Source organism: Caballeronia mineralivorans PML1(12), assembly GCF_001028175.1.
Taxonomy (GTDB): domain Bacteria; phylum Pseudomonadota; class Gammaproteobacteria; order Burkholderiales; family Burkholderiaceae; genus Caballeronia; species Caballeronia mineralivorans.
Genome location: NZ_AEJF01000205.1, coordinates 12,779 through 31,325, shown reverse-complemented (window position 1 = coordinate 31,325; position 18,547 = coordinate 12,779). Strand labels below are relative to the sequence as shown.

Below are 18,547 nucleotides of genomic sequence, written 5' to 3'. Positions count from 1 at the left end.
CCGCCGCGCGAGCGCAACCACGCACACGATGGCAGCCCGCGTGCCGCTTCCGCCGATCGCCAACGCCCCCCGAGCGACAGCCCTTACGTAAAACGCGACGCACCCGAGCGCTTGGGCGACGAGCGTAAGCCCCCGCGCAAACCGGTATCGAAGCCCTCGAAACCGCGCGATGCCGACGCCCCTCCCTCACTCGCCCGCGTCGCGCGCGAAAGTGAAGAAGGACTGGTGCGCCTGTCGAAAATGATGTCGGAGCTTGGCCTGTGCTCGCGCCGGGAAGCCGATGAGTGGATCGAAAAGGGTTGGGTTCTCGTCGACGGCGAGGTCATCGATACACTCGGCACCAAGATTCGTCCCGACCAGAACATCGAGATCGCGCCGGCCGCCCACGCGGCCCAAATGCAGCAGGTCACCATCCTGATCCACAAGCCGGTCGGCTACGTGTCGGGTCAGGCTGAAGATGGCTACCAGCCAGCTGTCACACTAGTGAATCCGTCCAACCATTGGGCCGACGACCAGTCCGGAATCCGCTTCTCGCCGCTGCATCTGCGCACGCTCGCGCCGGCGGGCCGGCTGGATATCGATTCGACCGGGCTGCTCGTCCTCACCCAGGATGGCCGGGTGGCGAAGCAACTGATCGGCGGCCATTCCGACGTCGATAAGGAATATCTCGTGCGCGTCAAATTCGGCGAGCATGAAGTCGATATCGAACCGCACTTTCCGCCCGAAAGCCTCGCGTTGCTGCGCCACGGACTCTCACTCGACGACGTACCGCTCAAAACCGCGCAGGTCAGCTGGCAAAACGGCGAACAATTGCGCTTCGTGTTGCGCGAAGGCAAAAAGCGCCAGATTCGCCGGATGTGCGAACTGGTCGGGCTGGAAGTGGTCGGCCTGAAGCGCATCCGGATGGGCCACGTGACGCTCGGCGCGCTGCCGCCGGGTCAGTGGCGTTATCTCGGCGCGGACGAAGCGTTCTAAAACAGCTTCGCGGCCTCCTCCGCTCGTTTCAAAACGTCGCGGGAAAACGAGGAAATTGTTACCAATCGATGCGAAACGGCACCTGCCGATCGCATCGATTTTTTTTGGCCGATTTTTTGGCTAAAGAAAATATGACAGACGACCGTTAGTCAGATACACGTGCAATTTACCGCTTCGAGCCGCGTGTGCTTGGCGAAATGCCACTGGAGAATCCCATGTCCGTTGAAATCATTGTTCGCGAAACAAAAACCGGCCTCGAAATTGTCAGTGGCCGCCGCCGGCTCGACGCGCTGCTCGCCCTGCGCGACGAGGTTGTCGTGACAAGCCCGGGCGTGGGCGAAGTTGTCATTGCGCGATTGCCGGACGGACGTTTGCAGGCATCGGCGAATCCGGAGCACATCGAATTGTTCCGCCAACCGGAAACGGCTTCGGGAAGCAAGAAAAGCTTCGCTTGAGCGATGAAATCGCCGGGTTCCGGCGGTTTCGCTTCCTCGACACATTAAATGATCAGGCGAAACGGGCCGATCGTATTGGCTTGTCTTGTGTTGTTGCTTCGCGGATAAAGCGAGCTGAGCAAAGCCAGACGCCTCGCCACACCCGCCAAACATAAAGGGCCGCGATTCTTCGCGGCCCTTATTCCTTCCAGATACCTAACGGCTGATCAAACCGGCCATTTACACATTCATCGTTCAATCATCGTCCTTCGGATCGAGCCCTGGAAACAGGATTTCGGTGAAGCCGAATTTCGAGAAATCCGTGACACGCATGGGATAAAGCTTGCCAATCAGGTGATCGCATTCGTGCTGTACGACGCGCGCGTGAAAACCCTCAGCCAGCCGTTCGATGGGGGAACCGTACTGATCGAACCCCTGATAACGGATCATGGAATACCGCTGCACGGCGCCGCGCAAGCCCGGCACCGACAAACACCCTTCCCAGCCTTCCTCCATATCGTGCGAGACCGGCGTGATGATCGGATTGATCAGCACCGTTTCCGGTACCGGCTCGGCCTCCGGATAACGCTCATTGTGAGCAAAACCGAAGATCACGACTTGCAGATCCACGCCGATCTGCGGCGCGGCGAGTCCCGCGCCATTTGCGTGGCGCATGGTGTCGAACATGTCCTCGACGAGCGCATGCAGCTCGGGGGTATCGAAGTGATCGACCGATTCGGCGATACGCAACAAGCGCGGATCGCCCATCTTGAGGATTTCGCGAATCATGGGGTTTCTCCCTCCAAAAGCTTGCGCATACCGTCTTCGTCGAGCACCGGGACGCCGAGTTCCTCAGCTTTCACAAGCTTGCTGCCCGCCTCCGCGCCCGCCACCACGTAATCCGTCTTCTTCGACACCGATCCCGCCACTTTCGCGCCCGCGGCCTCCAGCATCTCCTTCGCGTCTTCGCGAGACAGCGTGGGCAAGGTGCCGGTCAGCACGACAGTCTTGCCGGCGAGCACGCCCTGCGCCGCTTTCGGCGCAGGCGGGCCCTCGGGCCACGTCACCTTGCCTGGCGCGCGCAACTGCTCGATCACCGTCTGGTTGTGCTCTTCGCTGAAAAAGTTGTGGAGCGACTCGGCAACGACCGGGCCGACATCGTTCACTTCCAGCAATTCTTCGACGCTTGCCGCCATGACCGGATCGAGCGAGCCAAAATGCTTGGCGAGATCCTTCGCCGTCGATTCCCCGACATGACGAATACCGAGCGCGTAGAGAAAGCGCGGCAGGGTAGTCTGCTTCGCCTTTTCGAGGGAATCGAAGAGATTCTGGGCGGATTTATCGGCGAAACGATCCAGCGCGGCGAGCGTGGCCACGCCGAGATTGAACAGATCCGCCGGCGTGCGCACGATGTTCTCATCAACCAGCTGGTCGATGATCTTTTCACCCAGGCCGTCAATATCCAGCGCGCGACGTTGCGCGAAATGCCACAGTGCCTGCTTGCGTTGCGCCGGACAAATCAAACCACCCGTACAACGCGCGATAGCTTCGTCTGGCAGCCGTTCAATCTTCGATCCGCACACCGGGCATTCAGTCGGCATCACGAACTCACGGGCATCGTCCGGACGCCGGTCGAGGATCGCGCCGACCACTTCAGGGATAACGTCGCCGGCACGCCGCACGATCACTGTATCGCCGATACGGATGTCCTTGCGCCGCACTTCGTCTTCGTTATGCAAGGTGGCGTTGGTCACAGTCGCGCCGCCGACAAACACGGGCGTGAGACGCGCGACCGGCGTGATAGCGCCCGTCCGCCCGACTTGCACGTCGATGGAAAGCAACTGCGTGAGCGCTTCCTGCGCCGGAAATTTGTGCGCGAGCGCGAAGCGCGGGGCGCGCGAGACAAAACCGAGCTTGTCTTGCTCCTCGCGCTGGTTGACTTTGTAGACCACGCCGTCGATGTCGTACGGCAAACCGTCGCGTTTCTCGCCCGTCTTGTGGAAAAACTCGAGCAGGCCGTCCGCGCCCTGCACGACGCCACGCTCCGCGTTGACCGGCAGGCCCATTTCCTTGTACCAGTCGAGCAGCGCCGAGTGCGACGGCGGCATCTCGGCACCTTCCAGCACGCCAATGCCATAAGCAAAAAACGACAACTGGCGCTGCGCGGTCATCTTTGGATCGAGTTGCCGCAACCCGCCCGCCGCCGCGTTGCGCGGATTCGCAAATTCGCGTTGTTCGGCCTCACGCTGGCGCGCATTGAGCCGTTCGAAATCGCGTTTGAACATCAGTACCTCGCCGCGCACGTCGAGCCGCTTTGGTACGTTTTTGCCTTTGAGCTTCAAGGGTATGGAACGAATGGTGCGGACGTTTTCCGTCACCTCTTCGCCCGTCGCGCCGTCGCCGCGCGTGGCCGCCTGGACAAAGAGCCCGTCGTCGTATCGCAGGGAGATGGCGAGGCCGTCGAACTTCAATTCGCACGCATATTCCACGGGCGTGTGACCCAGCGTGTCGGCGACGCGTTTATCGAATGCAACGATGTCTTCGTCGGCGAAACCGTTGTTCAGCGAGAGCATGGGCACGTCATGCGTGACCGGCTGAAAGCCCGTTGCGACCTGACCGCCAACGCGTTGCGTGGGCGACTCCGGCGTGATCAGGTCCGGATGATCGGTCTCGATCTGCTGCAGTTCCTTGAACAGAACGTCGTATTCGGCGTCCGGTAGATCCGGCTGATCAAGAACGTAATACGCGTAATTCGCGCGCTCGAGCTCCGTGCGCAACCAGGCGGCGCGTTCGGCCGGCCGCTCGGCGCTCGCAATGGGCGCGTCGGACACAGCGGAAACAGCGGACTCTGCTTTGGCAGCGGTTTTCGGTTTGGCAGACATGCGGCAAGACAGGCTAAAAAGTTAGAAGAAACCGACCTGTCGATTGTCTCAGAGATCGGCTGATCGTGGCATCGGCCGAATGGCCGATGCCTTTCAAAAATCGCTAACTATTCACCGCTTGACCACCGTAAGATCCTACTGGCTGAACAAGCGCCGCGTCGCGGGGGAGCCGGCTGGAATGCCTGCCTGTTCGAGCTTTGCGTACAAGGTCATCAACTGCTTTTCGATGGCAAGCAGCGACGATTCCGGCAACGGCCGGCGCTGGTCGTCGACCACCCGCGCGCCAATGCGCTCGGAGAGCGATTTGGCGTAATCGCACATCAGGCGGAACGGCAGGATGTCTTCATCGGCCACAGGCACGTCCAGCACGAGCGTGATCATCTGGCCGCCCTTGTAGGTCAGGTCGTCGCGCAGGAAGTTGGTATCGCCGAAAACGAGCATGAACACCGGATTCTGACGCGCGTCGAGCTTGACGAAACGCGTGCCGTCGCGCGACAGCAGCAAGCCGTCCTGCGAGGCAACCGCCTGCACATAATTTGCTGACCAGGGCGCGCCGTCGGAGAGAATGTTGATGGACAACTGCGCGTCGCACTGGGCGGCAAACGCGTCGAGTTCGCGCGCCATGCCGACCGTTTCCAGCATGTCGGGAAACTCGGGCGAACCGTCAATGCCATCGGCGAAACGCTGCACGCCCGTCACGAACTCCGAGAATTCCAGTTCGTTCAGCGGGCCGCCGCGATTGGCCAGTTGGGCGGCCGCGCGCAGTTCTTCGTAACGCGCGCCATTCTTGAGCAATTCCCAGGTCGTGCCGCCTTCCGGCTTACCTTCTATATGCACAGGCTTCGTACCTGCGCGGCGCAACTTCTGCGCGCTCGGAATCAGCTTTTCGCCCGCGATCGGCGCAAGCAGACGGATCGGCACCACGCAATCGATCCGACGGTCCACGATCGCCGGCGGCGCCGATGAAATCGTGGTCGCGGCGGGCAAAACGGGTTCGTCATCGTCGGCGAGAATGGGCGCCGGATCCGGCTCCTGGAAATCGCCATTCACCGATGTCGATTCGGCCTGGAGGTCCACCGCGGTGTCGGCCGGCGCTACCGTCGACATTGGCGTACCGCCAAAACTCGGCTCGACGCGCGCGCGCGACGGATCAGACGCATCGCCCTCGCCCGTCGCGGGTTCGCGCCGCACCGGGCGCGTAGGTTCGATGAACGGCCGCTCTTCGTCGGCGTCGTTGCGCGCGAGCGACTCGGCCGCTTCGTCAGGCATCGGACGCGGCATCTTGCGGCGCACTTTCGCGCCCTGCCAGGCGTTATAAACCACCACACCGCCTACCACCACGGCGCCTGCTCCGATCAACCCGAGTGTCAACTCGTCCATGCACGCTCCGTCATTCTTCTGGTTGCGCTCTCTCGCGCGCTTGGCCGCGCTATTGAGGCTTCCGGCGCTTCATTGAAGTTACGCCGCGCGATCTGCGCCGCACGCGCTTCGGATATTGGCTCCGAAATGCGTCGGTCACTCCGCGCCTGCGCGCCAGAACCGGCCGCCGGGGCCGGTTCTCCACACTATTTTGCTGTCCGTTTCATAAAACCCGGCCACACGATCAAGCATTCTGGGCGAAACCCGCCGCGGATTCCATATCCACGGCAACAATCCGCGAAACGCCCTGTTCCTGCATCGTCACGCCGATCAGTTGTTGCGCCATTTCCATCGCGATCTTGTTGTGCGAGATGAAGAGGAATTGCGTCTTCTCCGACATCGCCCGCACGAGGTTCGCGAAGCGTTCCGTGTTGGCGTCGTCGAGCGGTGCGTCCACTTCGTCCAGCAGACAGAACGGCGCCGGATTCAACTGGAACATCGCGAACACTAGCGCGGTGGCCGTCAGTGCCTTTTCACCGCCCGAAAGCAGGTGAATGGTCGAATTTTTCTTGCCTGGCGGTTGAGCGAGCACCTGCACGCCGGCATCGAGAATCTCGTCGCCGGTCATGACGAGTTTCGCCTGGCCGCCGCCGAAAAGACGCGGGAAAAGCTCGCCGAAATGACGGTTCACTTCGTCGAACGTGCCTTGCAGCAACGCGCGCGTTTCCTGGTCGATCTTGTGGATCGCGTCTTCCAGCGTGCCGATAGCGTCGTTCAGATCCGCCGATTGTGAGTCCAGGAACGCCTTGCGCTCGCTGGCTGCGGCGAGTTCGTCGAGTGCGGCCATGTTCACCGCGCCGAGTGCCGCGATCGCGTTGTTCAACCGCGTGACTTCGCCCTGCAGATAGGAGGGCTTCAGATCCGGCGTAAGTTTGGCCTGCAACTCGGCTTCATCGACTCCCGCCGCCGCCAGTTGCTCGACAAACTGTTCGCCGCTGATGCGCGCCGCCTGTTCCTTCAACTGCAATTCGCCGATCTTGTCGCGCAACGGCTGCAACGAACGCTCTGCAATGAGCCGCAGTTCATCGGCTTGACGCAGCCGCGCGGTGAGATCGTCGAGTTCGATACGTGCCGAGTGCAACGCTTCTTCTTTTGCCGCACGCAATTCGAGCGCGGCCTGCAAACCGGTGTGCGCCGTTTGCTCATTGATGGTTTCGAGTTCGGCGCGTGCGTCTTCCAAAGCACCGGCTACGCGCTCGCTCTGGTCCTTCGCCGTTTCGATATTGCGCCGGTATTCCTCGATCTTCGCCGCCAGTCCACGCGCCGCAAAGCTGGCGTCGGTGGCCGCGCGTTCGAGATCGCGTGCTTCCTGGCGGGCGTTCGTAAGCGCTTCATCGAGTGCTTCGAACGCCAGTTGATGATCTTCAAAACGCGCCTGCAACTCGGCGAGTTCGCCATCGTGGCGTTCGAAATTCGCTTCCGATTCGGCGCGCAATGCACGCTGTTCATCGATTTGCGCGGTGATTTCCGACAGCTCCTCGCGAATCTGAGTGCTGCGCTGCATGTAGCGTTCATGCGCTTGCGTGAGCTTCAGCACGTCCATTTGCAGTGCATGGACGCGTTGGGTCGCACGTTCGGCGGCGGAACGGGCATCGCCGAGACTCGCCGATGCCTGCGTATGCGCCGCTTCCGCTCGTACCGCTGCGGCTTTGGCTTCATCGGCGAGCAGTGCCTGAGCGCGTACTTGCTTCGTCAGGTTTTCGATTTCCTGCTGACGCGCGAGCATGCCGGCCTGTTCGGAATCGGCGGCGTAAAGCTGCACGCCAACCCGCGTTACTACGTGACCCGCTTTCACCACGAACGAACCGCCGTCGGGCAATTGCGAACGCGTGGCAAGCGCTTGAGCGATGTCGTCGGCGACGAACGTGTTGCCGAGCCAGTCGGTCAGTACGGCGCGCAGGCCTGCGTCATCGATACGAAGCAGAGCAAGCAATGGCCGCAAGCCCGCGGGCGTCTCGTGCGGAAGACCGGCGTTAGGCGGTGCGTAGAACGCGAGCTTTGCGGGTGGCGCGTCGGTGGCGAACGCCTTCACCCAGTCGAGATTCGACACTTCCAGCGCGGCAATCCGCTCACGCAAAACCGACTCCAGCGCCGTTTCCCAACCCGCTTCCACATGCAGCTTTTTCCACAAACGCGGCAGCGAACCGAGTTCGTGTTTGTCAAGCCAAGGCTGGATCTTGCCTTCGGTCTGGACGTTTTCCTGCAACTGTTTCAACGCCGCGAGCCGCGCTTCCAGCTGGTGAATCAGCGCGCTTTCGGACTGCACTTTCTCCTGCGCCGCACGACGCTCGCCATCCAGACGTGGCAGCGTGTCCTGAGCATCCGCGAGACGCGCTTGGGCGTCGGCGAGAATTTCCTCGTGCTCGGCCAGTTGCATGCGCAACTCTTCAAGCTGCGCTTCGTCGGGCGCATCCAGCCCACCCGCTTCGCTTTTCAGACGTTCGTGACGCTGCTGCAACTGTTGCAGTTGCTGGTCGGCATTGCGCTGGTGCGCAGCCTCCAGTTTCAACGCTTGTTCAGTCTGCGCGATACCGCCACGCTCCGCGTTCAACTCAGCCTGGGCATCGCGGAAACGCGCTTCGAGCGCGGGCAGTTCATCATGCTTCGCGGCGGCGGTTTCCTGCGCGATCGCGGCTTTTTCCTCGCCGATGGCCAGCGCCTCTTCAGCATCCACGATCTCGCCGCGGGCTTTATCGGCCTGCATCTGCCACTGCTCGCGCTGAGCGGTCAACGCAGCGATCTGCGCCTGCACCCGATTACGCGATTCAACAATAAAGCGGATCTCCGCCTCGAGCTTGCTGACTTCGGAGTTCGCTTCGTACAGCGCGCCTTGGGCGCCCTGCATGGCGTCGCTGGCGCTGTAGTGCGCCACGCGCAGCGTTTCCAGTTGCGCTTCCACTTCGCGCAGCTTGGCGGTTTGTGCTTCGAGTTCGATCTGCGCGTCGCTGATTGCGCGTTGCTGGCGCTCCGACTCGTTGCCGGCCTCGTTCTTGCGCAACAACCACAACAGCCGCTGCTTTTCTTCGCCTTCGGCCTGCAGCGTCTTGTATTTCGTCGCGACGATCGCCTGGGCTTCGAGCTTCTCGAGATTCGAGCTCAGCTCGCGCACGATGTCTTCCACGCGAGTCAGGTTTTCGCGCGTGTCGTGCAAGCGGTTCTCGGTCTCGCGGCGGCGTTCCTTGTACTTCGACACGCCCGCGGCTTCTTCCAGGAACACGCGCAGTTCTTCAGGCTTCGCCTCGATGATCCGCGCGATCATGCCCTGTCCGATGATCGCGTAGGCGCGAGGCCCGAGGCCCGTACCCAGGAAGATGTCCTGGATATCGCGGCGGCGGGCCGGCAGGTTATTGATGTAGTAGCTCGACGTGCCGTCGCGCGTGAGTACGCGCTTGACGGCGATTTCGGCGTAGGTGCCCCACTGGCCGGCGGCACGGCCGTCGGCGTTATCGAAGATCAGTTCGACGCTGGCGCGGCTGCCGGGCTTGCGCGCCGTGGAGCCATTGAAGATCACGTCCTGCATCGATTCGCCGCGCAGTTCCGAGGCACGCGATTCGCCGAGCACCCAGCGCACGGCGTCGATGATGTTCGATTTGCCGCAGCCATTCGGGCCCACCACGCCGACAAGCTGGCCTGGGACCTGGAAATGGGTAGGATCGACGAAGGACTTGAAGCCAGCGAGTTTTATCGAGGTCAGACGCACGGCGATATCGCTGATTGAAAAGAATTCTGGAGAACGGGCCGGCGGGCCTCTATGCCATGAAGCTTGTTCGGCAGGAGATAACTACTAACGCCGGTCGAAAACGCTCGGGCGGTGGGTCGAACCCGTCGATTCGAAGCGACGGCGCGCAACCCGTGGTGCTCTTGCTCGATGGCTTATATATATAACCGATATATAACCGCAAGCAGGCAACCCGGCGAACGGTGACAATCATACCATCGCCCGTCTTGAATTCTTTTGGTTTGCTGACACGGGGTTTTTTGCTCGCAACGGCGGGCGGGCTGGGGCTCGGCCGGGAACCGACAGAACCGCTCCACAGCGCCGGCAAACCAAACCGAGGGCTACGGAGGGCTATAATCCGAGCCTTGTCGTTTCATCGTCAGCATCCGACTCCGCCGTGAATCCACTTCTCCAGAAACTTCAGCCGTATCCGTTCGAAAAGCTGCGCGCGCTATTCAAGGGCGTCACGCCGCGCACGGATCTGGCGCCAATCAGCTTCGGTATCGGCGAGCCGAAACATGCAACGCCGGCGCTGATCCGCGATGCCGTCGTCAACGCAATGTCCGGTCTGGCATCGTATCCGGCCACCGCGGGAAGCGAGCCGCTGCGCCAGGCCATCGCGAACTGGATCAAAGAGCGCTACCGCCTGCCCGCCGTCGATGCCGCCACGGAAGTCCTGCCGGTGTCGGGCTCCCGCGAGGCCTTGTTTTCGCTCGCCCAGACGGTGATCGACAGCCGCAACGGCGGTGAGGCGCCCGTTGTCGTCTGCCCGAATCCGTTCTATCAGATCTACGAAGGCGCAGCCTTGCTGGCCGGCGCCGAGCCGTACTTCGTGAACAGCAATCCGGCGCGCAATTTCGCGTGCGATTATGCAGCGGTACCCGACGCCGTCTGGGCGCGTACCCAATTGCTCTACGTCTGCTCGCCGGGCAACCCGACCGGCGCGGTGCTCACGCTAGACGACTGGCGCGAGTTGTTCGCGCTATCGGATCGGCACGGCTTCGTGATCGCCTCCGACGAATGCTATTCCGAGATCTATTTCAACGAAGCCACGCCCCCGCTTGGCGGTCTCGAAGCGGCCCACAAGCTGGGTCGCGGCTTCGAACGGCTGGTGATGTTATCGAGTCTCTCGAAGCGTTCGAACGTGCCGGGCATGCGCTCAGGTTTCGTGGCCGGCGATGCATCGATACTCAAGCAATTCCTGCTCTACCGCACCTATCACGGCGCGGCGCTCTCGCCTATGTTCCAGGCGGCCAGCGTCGTTGCGTGGAAGGACGAGGCGCACGTGCGCGATAACCGCGCGCTGTACCTGAAGAAATTCACGACCGTCACGCCCATGCTCGCCGACGTGCTCGATGTCCGCCTGCCGGACGCCGCGTTCTACCTGTGGGCGAACGTGGCGCGCACTGGCCTCACCGACACCGAGTTCGCCGCCCGCCTTTACGCCGACTATAATGTGACGGTTTTGCCGGGCTCCTATCTGGCACGAGACGCCCAGGGCACGAATCCCGGCAGCGGTTTCATCCGTATCGCACTGGTCGCGGATGTCGACGAATGCGTGGAAGGTGCGCGGCGGATCGTCGAATTCTGCCGCACGCTGGCGCAGTAGATCCCTCCTTAATCACAGCACTCACTTAAGTCACGACTATGTCGCAACAACTTCAGCAGATCATCGATACCGCCTGGGACAACCGCGCCGAGCTGTCGCCGAAAGCGGCGCCCGCCGAGGTGCGCGACGCCGTCGCTCACGCCATCGAACAACTCGATAAGGGCCAGTTGCGCGTTGCCGAGAAACGGGACGGCGAATGGGTGGTCAATCAATGGCTGAAGAAAGCGGTGCTGCTGTCGTTCCGTCTGGAAGACAACGCGCCGATGCCCGCCGGCGGCTACAGCCAGTTCTACGACAAAGTCCCGTCGAAGTTCGCCAATTACACAGCTGAAGATTTCGCTGCGGGCGGCTTTCGCGTCGTGCCGCCGGCCATCGCGCGCCGCGGTTCGTTCATCGCGAAGAATGTCGTCTTGATGCCGTCGTACACGAACATCGGCGCTTACGTCGATGAAGGCACGATGGTCGATACGTGGGCCACGGTCGGCTCGTGCGCGCAGATCGGCAAGAACGTGCATTTGTCGGGCGGCGTGGGCATTGGCGGCGTACTGGAACCGCTGCAGGCAAACCCGGTGATCATCGAAGACAACTGCTTTATCGGCGCGCGTTCCGAAGTGGTGGAAGGCGTGATCGTGGAAGAGAACTCGGTCATCTCCATGGGCGTGTATCTCGGCCAAAGCACCAAGATTTATGACCGCGAAACGGGTTCGGTGACGTATGGCCGCATTCCGGCGGGCTCGGTCGTGGTCGCGGGCAACCTGCCTTCGAAGGACGGTTCGCACAGCTTGTACTGCGCGGTGATCGTGAAGAAGGTGGACGCAAAAACGCGCGCCAAGGTCGGCCTGAACGAGTTGCTGCGAGGCGATTGATCCATGGCCGCGAAAAAGATCGTCGTGTATGGGATTCCGAATTGCGACACCGTGAAAAAAGCGCGCGTGTGGCTGGAAGAACATGACGTGCCGTTCGAATTCCACGACTTCAAGAAAGCCGGGGTATCGACGGCCTTGTTGCAGGACTGGCTGAAGGACGTCTCGCTCGACGAACTGATCAACCGGCGCGGCACGACCTGGCGCGGCTTGTCGGACACCTACAAGGACGAAGCCGGCTCCACGGCCGGCGCGATCGCGTTGATGATCCACAAGCCGTCGATCATCAAGCGGCCCGTGCTGGTGGTGAACGGACGCGTGAAATCGCTGGGTTTCGACGCCGACAAGTACGAAACGCTGTTCGTTTGAGCTTCAAGCGCAGCACCGCGCGCCGCCGGAAAACGGCTCGCGACTCTTGATCCCTGCCGGCCGCCGCGCCGGCATTTTTTATTGAAAGTGGCTCGAATCCATGTCCGGCACCCTTCTTCTCTCCGAACAACTCATCGCGCGCGCGTCCGTCACGCCCGACGACCAACATTGCCAGAACCTGCTGATCGAGCGGCTGTCGGCGATCGGTTTCGAGTGTGAAACGATCGCCTCGGGTGGTGTCACGAATCTCTGGGCCGTCAAGCGGGGCACGGACGGCACCGATGGCAAGTTGCTCGCGTTCGCCGGCCACACCGATGTCGTGCCAACCGGACCACTGGAACAATGGACCTCGCCGCCGTTCGTTCCGACCCATCGCGACGGCAAGCTGTACGGCCGCGGCGCGGCGGATATGAAGACGTCGATAGCGGCATTCGTCGTGTCGAGCGAGGAATTCGTCGCGACGCATCCAGCGCACCGCGGCTCGCTCGCGCTCCTGATCACGAGCGACGAAGAAGGCCCGGCAACCGACGGCACCGTCAAGGTGATCGAAGCTTTGAAAGCGCGCGGCGAGCGGCTGGATTACTGCATTGTCGGGGAACCGACATCCAGTGTCACGCTTGGTGACATGGTCAAGAACGGCCGCCGTGGCTCGATGTCGGGCAAGCTGACCGTGAAAGGCGTGCAGGGTCATATTGCGTATCCGCATCTCGCGAAGAACCCGATTCACTTGCTCGCACCCGCGCTGGCTGAACTGGTCTCAGCGCATTGGGACGACGGCAACGAATATTTCCCACCGACTACCTGGCAAGTCTCGAATCTGCATAGCGGCACCGGCGCGACGAACGTGATCCCCGGTCACATCGAATTGATGTTCAATTTCCGCTTCTCTACTGCCAGCACGGTGGAAGGCTTGCAAAGCCGCGTTCACGCGATCCTCGATAAACACGAACTGCACTACGACCTCGCGTGGAGCGTCAGCGGCTTGCCCTTCCTCACGCCGCGCGGCACGTTGTCGAATGCGCTTGAACAAGCCATCCTCGATGAAACCGGTGTGCGCACCGAACTGTCCACCACGGGCGGCACCTCGGATGGCCGCTTTATTGCTCGCATCTGCGAACAGGTGGTGGAGTTCGGACCGCCGAACGGCAGCATTCACAAGATCGACGAGCACGTCGACGTGGCGTTTATCGATCCGTTGAAAAACGTGTACCGACGCGTACTCGAAACACTGCTCGCCTGATCCGACTCACTCTTATAAGGAGCCTACGATGGCGCTTCCCTTCACCACCGTTCGCGATCTGCTGCGTTTTGCCGTCTCGCGGTTCACCGCGGCAGAGTTGTCGTTTGGTCACGGTTCATCGAATGCATTTGATGAAGCCGCGTACCTCGTACTGCATACCCTGCACTTGCCGCTCGATACGCTCGACCCGTTCCTCGACGCACGTCTGCTCGACACCGAGATCGACGCCATCATGAAAGTGATCGAGCGGCGCGCGAAAGATCGCGTGCCGGCGGCCTACATCACGAACGAAGCGTGGATGCATGGGCATCGCTTTTATGTGGATGAGCGCGTGATCGTGCCACGTTCCTTTATTGGCGAGTTGCTGCAGGACGGCTTGCAGCCCTACGTGCAGGATCCTGACGAAGTATCGCGTGTGCTCGAGCTCTGCACGGGCTCCGGCTGCCTCGCGATTCTCGCCGCGCAAGCGTTCCAGAATGCGGACATCGATGCCGTCGATATCTCCGCGCCCGCACTGGAAGTCGCGCATCGGAACGTGGACGATTACGACCTGGATTCGCGCGTCGCGCTGTACGAAGGCGATCTGTTCGCGCCGCTGCCGGTCGGCCGCTACGAAGTCATCATCACGAACCCGCCGTACGTCAACGCACTCGCGATGCAAACCCTCCCGGCCGAATATCGCCACGAGCCGGAACTCGCGCTCGCGGGCGGCGCGGACGGCATGGATATCGTGAAGCGGATAGTGGGCGAAGCGCGCAAGTGGCTGACCGAAGACGGCGTGCTGGTGGTCGAGATCGGCAACGAACGTGCAAACGTCGAAGCTACGCTCGGCGGGCTCGACATGGTCTGGCTCTCGACCAGCGCCGGGGACGACAACGTGTTTCTCATCCAGGCTGCCGACTTGCCGGGCTGACGGCGCAACTCTCGACTTCCAGGCACCGCGCACATGCACTTCGAGTGGCAGGACTGGCTTCATCTCGGCACGCTTGTGGTCATCGCGCATTTGCTGGGCGCGATCGCCGCAGTGCACGCGGTGATCAACACGCGCACCTCGCAAGGCGCGGTCGCGTGGGCCGTGTCGCTGGTCGCCATGCCCTACTTCACGCTGATTCCGTATCTGTTTCTCGGGCGCAGCAAGTTCGCGGGGTATATCGATGCACGCCGGCTGGAAAACGAAATCTTGCGCAAAAGCGCGCACCCGGCCGAGTGGAATTTCCCCGATGAAGCCGCCCGTCTGCGCGGCGTCGCGGCCGGCGACCCGGCCGAGTATCTCGGCCATCCGACCATACGCGCGCTGACGCGTCTGAGCGGCATGCCGTTCCTGCGCGGCAACTCGGTGCGCGTGCTGATCAACGGCACCGCGACGTTCGATGCGATTTTCAAAGCCATCGACGCGGCGAAAGTCTATGTGATCGTGCAGTTTTTCATCGTTCACGACGATGAACTCGGCATGAAGCTGAAAGACCTGCTGATCAAAAAAGCGCAGCAAGGCGTGCGTGTCTATTTTCTCTACGACAGTATCGGCAGCTTCGATCTCCCACGTAGCTACGTGAACACGCTACGCGCGGGCGGCGTGCAGACGCATCCGTTCGCGACCAAACGCAAGTTCGTCAATCGCTTCCAGCTCAACTTCCGCAATCACCGCAAGATCGTGGTGGTCGATGGCGAATGTGCGTTTGTCGGCGGCCATAACGTAGGCGTGGAATATCTCGGCGCGAATCCGCGCTTGTCGCCTTGGCGCGATACGCACATCGAGGTGCGCGGCCCGGCGGTCGCAAGCATCCAGTTTGTGTTTATCGAAGACTGGTATTGGGCGACGCAACGCATTCCGGAAGTGGAAGCATCGAAGACATCGGCCCACGACATGAGCTGCCTCGTCCTCGCGAGCGGCCCGGCCGACCATCAGGAAACCTGCTCGCTGTTTTTCGTCGAGGCGATCAATGCCGCGCGTTCGCGCATCTGGATCACGACGCCGTATCTCATCCCCGACGAAGCCGTGTTCTCCGCGCTGCGGCTCGCCGTACTGCGCGGCGTGGACGTGCGCATCCTGATTCCGAGCCGGCGGGATCACCGCGTGGTGTTTGCGGCATCGACGCTCTATGCCTACGATGCGCTGCTCACAGGCGTGCGGATCTTTCGATATCGCCCGGGCTTCCTGCATCAGAAGGTGGTGCTGGTGGACGATATGTCCGCCGCTATCGGCAGCGCGAATCTCGACAACCGCTCGTTTCGCCTCAACTTCGAGATCATGGTCCTGACCGTGGACCGGCGCTTTGCGGGCGAAGTCGAAAAGATGCTGCTCGATGACTTCGCGCAATCGTGGGAAATCAGCCGCGACGACTATCTCGGCGCACCCGCATGGCGGCGTATGGCGATGCACGTCGCCCGCTTGTTTTCGCCGATTCTCTGAAGCTGGCGAGGCCCGCGCGGGCCTCGCGTCGAAAAGCGCAGCCGTTAAAGCAGCTTTTCGATATCGCCGGAAAGCGCATCCGGTTTCGTCACCGAACCGAACCGGTTGATCACGTTGCCTTCCTTGTCGACCAGGAACTTCGTGAAATTCCACTTGATGCCTTCGGTCCCCAACACGCCCGGCGCTTCTTCGGTCAAATAGCGAAACAACGGATGCGCGTTCGCGCCGTTCACGTCGATCTTCGCGAACATCGGGAAGGTGACGCCGTAGTTCTTCTCGCAGAAGCTGCCGATCTGCGCCGCGTCGCCCGGTTCCTGCTTGCCAAACTGGTTGCACGGGAAACCCAGCACCTCGAAGCCGCGATCCGCGTAACGTTCGTACAGCTCCTGCAAACCCTTGTATTGCGGCGTGAACCCGCACTCGCTCGCGGTATTCACGATCAATAGCACCTTGCCCTGATAGCTTTCCATGCTGACGGTTTCGCCGCCCAAGGTTTCCGCCGAAAACGAGTAGATAGGGTTCATTCGATGCTCCGCTTGAAAAAAGCCAGTCTAAGCGAAACACAGGTCAAAAAACATCCGGCCGAACGGCTAACGGCGGGCTAACGTCAATGAGCCGGCGGCACGCGCCCCCGGCAGTCTAAAATAGCGTTTTCCCGTACTCGCCTGGGTCTCCACGCCGTGATTCGCTTCAACCAGTTCAGCCTCGCCCGCGGCATCAAACCGCTCTTCGAACAGACCACGTTCGCGCTCAATCCTGGCGAAAAGGCGGGACTCATCGGCGCTAACGGCGCGGGCAAGTCCACGCTCTTCTCCGTGCTGCGCGGCGATCTGCACGCGGACGGCGGCGATTTCTCGATGCCGCCGTCGTGGCAGATCGCGCACGTCGCGCAGGAAACGCCGGCAGTCGAGCGCACCGCGCTCGACCACACGCTCGACGGCGACACGCAGTTGCGCCGCATCGAAGCGCGGATTGCGGTAGCTTCGGCGGCGCACGATGGCGCCGCCGAAGCCAACGCGCACGCCGCCTTCGCCGACGCCGACGGTTATACAGCGCCCGCGCGCGCCGAAACCCTGCTGATCGGCCTGGGTTTCACGCTCGCGCAAACGAAGGAACCGGTGACGAGTTTTTCGGGCGGCTGGCGCATGCGCCTGAACCTCGCGCAGGCGCTGATGTGCCGCTCGGACCTGCTGCTGCTCGACGAACCCACGAACCACCTGGATCTCGACGCGATCGTGTGGCTGGAAGACTGGCTGCATCGTTATCCCGGAACGCTGATCGTGATCTCGCACGATCGCGAATTCCTCGATTCGGTCTGCAACGTCACGTTGCATCTGGAGAATCGGCAGATCAAACGTTACGGCGGCAATTACAGCCAGTTTGAAATCCTGCGCGCGCAGCAGATGGCGTTGCAACAAAGCGCGTATGTGAAGCAGCAAAAGACCGTGGAGCATCTGCAGAGCTTCATCAACCGGTTCAAGGCGCAGGCGACCAAGGCCAAGCAGGCGCAAAGCCGCGTGAAGGCGCTGGAGCGGATGGAGATCATCGCGCCGGCGCACGCGTCTTCGCCCTTCACCTTCGAATTCCGCATGCCCGATGCTGCGCCGAACCCGATGATGGTGATGGATGCCGTGCGCTGCGGTTATCACACGGAAGCGGGCGAAGTGCCGATCGTGGAAGCCGTCACGCTGTCCATTCAGAACGGTCAGCGAATCGGCTTGCTGGGTGCGAACGGGCAGGGGAAATCAACGCTCATCAAGACGCTGGCCGGCACGCTTGAAGCGTTAAGCGGCACGGTGCGCGAGGGCAAGGGTTTGCGCATCGGCTATTTCGCGCAGCATCAGCTCGAAACGCTGCGCCCTGAAGACTCCGCGCTGCAGCACGTCGCCCGGCTTGCGCCCGACACGCGTGAACAGGAACTACGCGATTTCCTCGGCGGCTTCAATTTTTCCGGCGAGATGGCCACCGCGAAAATCGCGCCATTTTCCGGCGGAGAGAAAGCGCGGCTCGCGCTTGCGCTGATCATCTGGCAAAAGCCCAATTTACTGCTGCTCGACGAACCGACGAATCACCTCGACCTCGAAACCCGTCACGCGCTGACCATGGCGCTTGCGCAATTCGAGGGCACGCTGATCCTGGTCTCGCACGATCGCCATTTGCTGCGTGCGACCACGGACACGTTCATGCTCGTGGCGAAACATCGGTTACAACCGTTCGACGGCGATCTCGACGATTATCGCGACTGGCTGCTTCAACATGCAGCCGAGCAGCGGGCGGCCGCCAAGGAGATGGGCGGTGCCAGTTCAACGGACGATTCGCTGGAATCGGGACAGAACCGCAAGGAGCAACGTCGTCTGGAGGCACAAGAACGGCAGAAACTCTCGCATTTGAAAAAGCCGCTGCAATCGCGGATTTCGAAGATCGAGAAGGAGATGGACAAGCTGAATGCAGAGAAAGCGCAGCTGGATATTTTCGTTGCCGATGCCGCCAGTTACGAACCCGCCATGAAGACGCAACTGACCGAGTCGATTCGTCGTCAGGCCGACGTGAATGGGCAATTAGAAGCGCTCGAGGCGCAATGGCTCGAGGCACACGAGGAACTCGAGCAGATTGGCTGAACGGCTGCTG

Annotated in this window: 14 protein-coding genes; 9 read left to right on the top strand and 5 right to left on the bottom strand. The window is 61.5% G+C overall.

Annotated elements, in window-relative coordinates; translation table 11 throughout:
• Positions 1–975, top strand: a 975-nt coding sequence (locus EOS_RS34370) for a pseudouridine synthase (RefSeq protein ID WP_235443047.1), incomplete at its 5' end; no start/stop codon positions are given.
• A gap of 215 nt (positions 976–1,190) precedes the next feature.
• Positions 1,191–1,430 (top strand): hypothetical protein, encoded by a 240-nt coding sequence (locus EOS_RS34365; protein ID WP_047896678.1) that lies wholly within the window; start codon positions 1,191–1,193, stop codon positions 1,428–1,430.
• A 234-nt stretch (positions 1,431–1,664) separates the two neighbouring features.
• Here the strand turns inward: EOS_RS34365 and def are convergent, their stop codons facing one another.
• From def to smc, 4 genes are all read right to left on the bottom strand, one after another.
• On the bottom strand, positions 1,665–2,198 hold the full coding sequence (gene def / locus EOS_RS34360) for a peptide deformylase (RefSeq protein ID WP_047896677.1): 534 nt from the start codon (positions 2,196–2,198) through the stop codon (positions 1,665–1,667).
• Positions 2,195–4,291 (bottom strand): NAD-dependent DNA ligase LigA, encoded by a 2,097-nt coding sequence (gene ligA, locus EOS_RS34355; RefSeq protein WP_047896676.1) that lies wholly within the window; start codon positions 4,289–4,291, stop codon positions 2,195–2,197. Before ligA ends, def begins: the two co-directional genes overlap by 4 nt.
• Positions 4,292–4,426: 135 nt before the next feature.
• On the bottom strand, positions 4,427–5,671 hold the full coding sequence (locus EOS_RS34350) for a cell division protein ZipA C-terminal FtsZ-binding domain-containing protein (protein ID WP_047896675.1): 1,245 nt from the start codon (positions 5,669–5,671) through the stop codon (positions 4,427–4,429).
• A 223-nt stretch (positions 5,672–5,894) separates the two neighbouring features.
• The gene (gene smc, locus EOS_RS34345) at positions 5,895–9,410 is read right to left on the bottom strand and encodes a chromosome segregation protein SMC (RefSeq protein ID WP_047896674.1); all 3,516 of its coding nucleotides are present in this window, start codon (positions 9,408–9,410) and stop codon (positions 5,895–5,897) included.
• Between the two features lie 415 nt (positions 9,411–9,825).
• Here smc and dapC point away from each other — a divergent pair, with 415 nt between their 5' ends.
• The 6 genes from dapC (at position 9,826) to cls (ending at position 15,919) form a co-directional block, all read left to right on the top strand.
• A complete protein-coding gene (dapC, locus tag EOS_RS34340) occupies positions 9,826–11,037 on the top strand; it encodes a succinyldiaminopimelate transaminase (RefSeq protein ID WP_047896673.1) in 1,212 nt (403 codons plus the stop codon).
• A gap of 38 nt (positions 11,038–11,075) precedes the next feature.
• The gene (gene dapD / locus EOS_RS34335; protein ID WP_047896672.1) at positions 11,076–11,903 is read left to right on the top strand and encodes a 2,3,4,5-tetrahydropyridine-2,6-dicarboxylate N-succinyltransferase; all 828 of its coding nucleotides are present in this window, start codon (positions 11,076–11,078) and stop codon (positions 11,901–11,903) included.
• A 3-nt stretch (positions 11,904–11,906) separates the two neighbouring features.
• Complete coding sequence (locus tag EOS_RS34330; protein WP_047896671.1) at positions 11,907–12,269, top strand: ArsC family reductase; 363 nt, start codon at positions 11,907–11,909, stop codon at positions 12,267–12,269.
• 100 nt (positions 12,270–12,369) lie between these two features.
• Positions 12,370–13,509, top strand: coding sequence for a succinyl-diaminopimelate desuccinylase (dapE, locus tag EOS_RS34325; protein ID WP_047896670.1), 1,140 nt, complete (start codon positions 12,370–12,372; stop codon positions 13,507–13,509).
• 28 nt (positions 13,510–13,537) lie between these two features.
• On the top strand, positions 13,538–14,422 hold the full coding sequence (prmB, locus tag EOS_RS34320; RefSeq protein WP_047896669.1) for a 50S ribosomal protein L3 N(5)-glutamine methyltransferase: 885 nt from the start codon (positions 13,538–13,540) through the stop codon (positions 14,420–14,422).
• A gap of 33 nt (positions 14,423–14,455) precedes the next feature.
• Complete coding sequence (gene cls / locus EOS_RS34315; protein ID WP_047896668.1) at positions 14,456–15,919, top strand: cardiolipin synthase; 1,464 nt, start codon at positions 14,456–14,458, stop codon at positions 15,917–15,919.
• A gap of 44 nt (positions 15,920–15,963) precedes the next feature.
• On the opposite strand, the gene EOS_RS34310 is transcribed toward cls, so the two are convergent.
• On the bottom strand, positions 15,964–16,443 hold the full coding sequence (locus EOS_RS34310) for a glutathione peroxidase (protein ID WP_047896667.1): 480 nt from the start codon (positions 16,441–16,443) through the stop codon (positions 15,964–15,966).
• 156 nt (positions 16,444–16,599) lie between these two features.
• On the opposite strand from EOS_RS34310, the gene EOS_RS34305 reads away from it, so the two are divergent.
• The gene (locus tag EOS_RS34305) at positions 16,600–18,537 is read left to right on the top strand and encodes an ATP-binding cassette domain-containing protein (RefSeq protein ID WP_047896666.1); all 1,938 of its coding nucleotides are present in this window, start codon (positions 16,600–16,602) and stop codon (positions 18,535–18,537) included.
• The last annotated feature ends 10 nt before the right edge of the window (positions 18,538–18,547 follow it).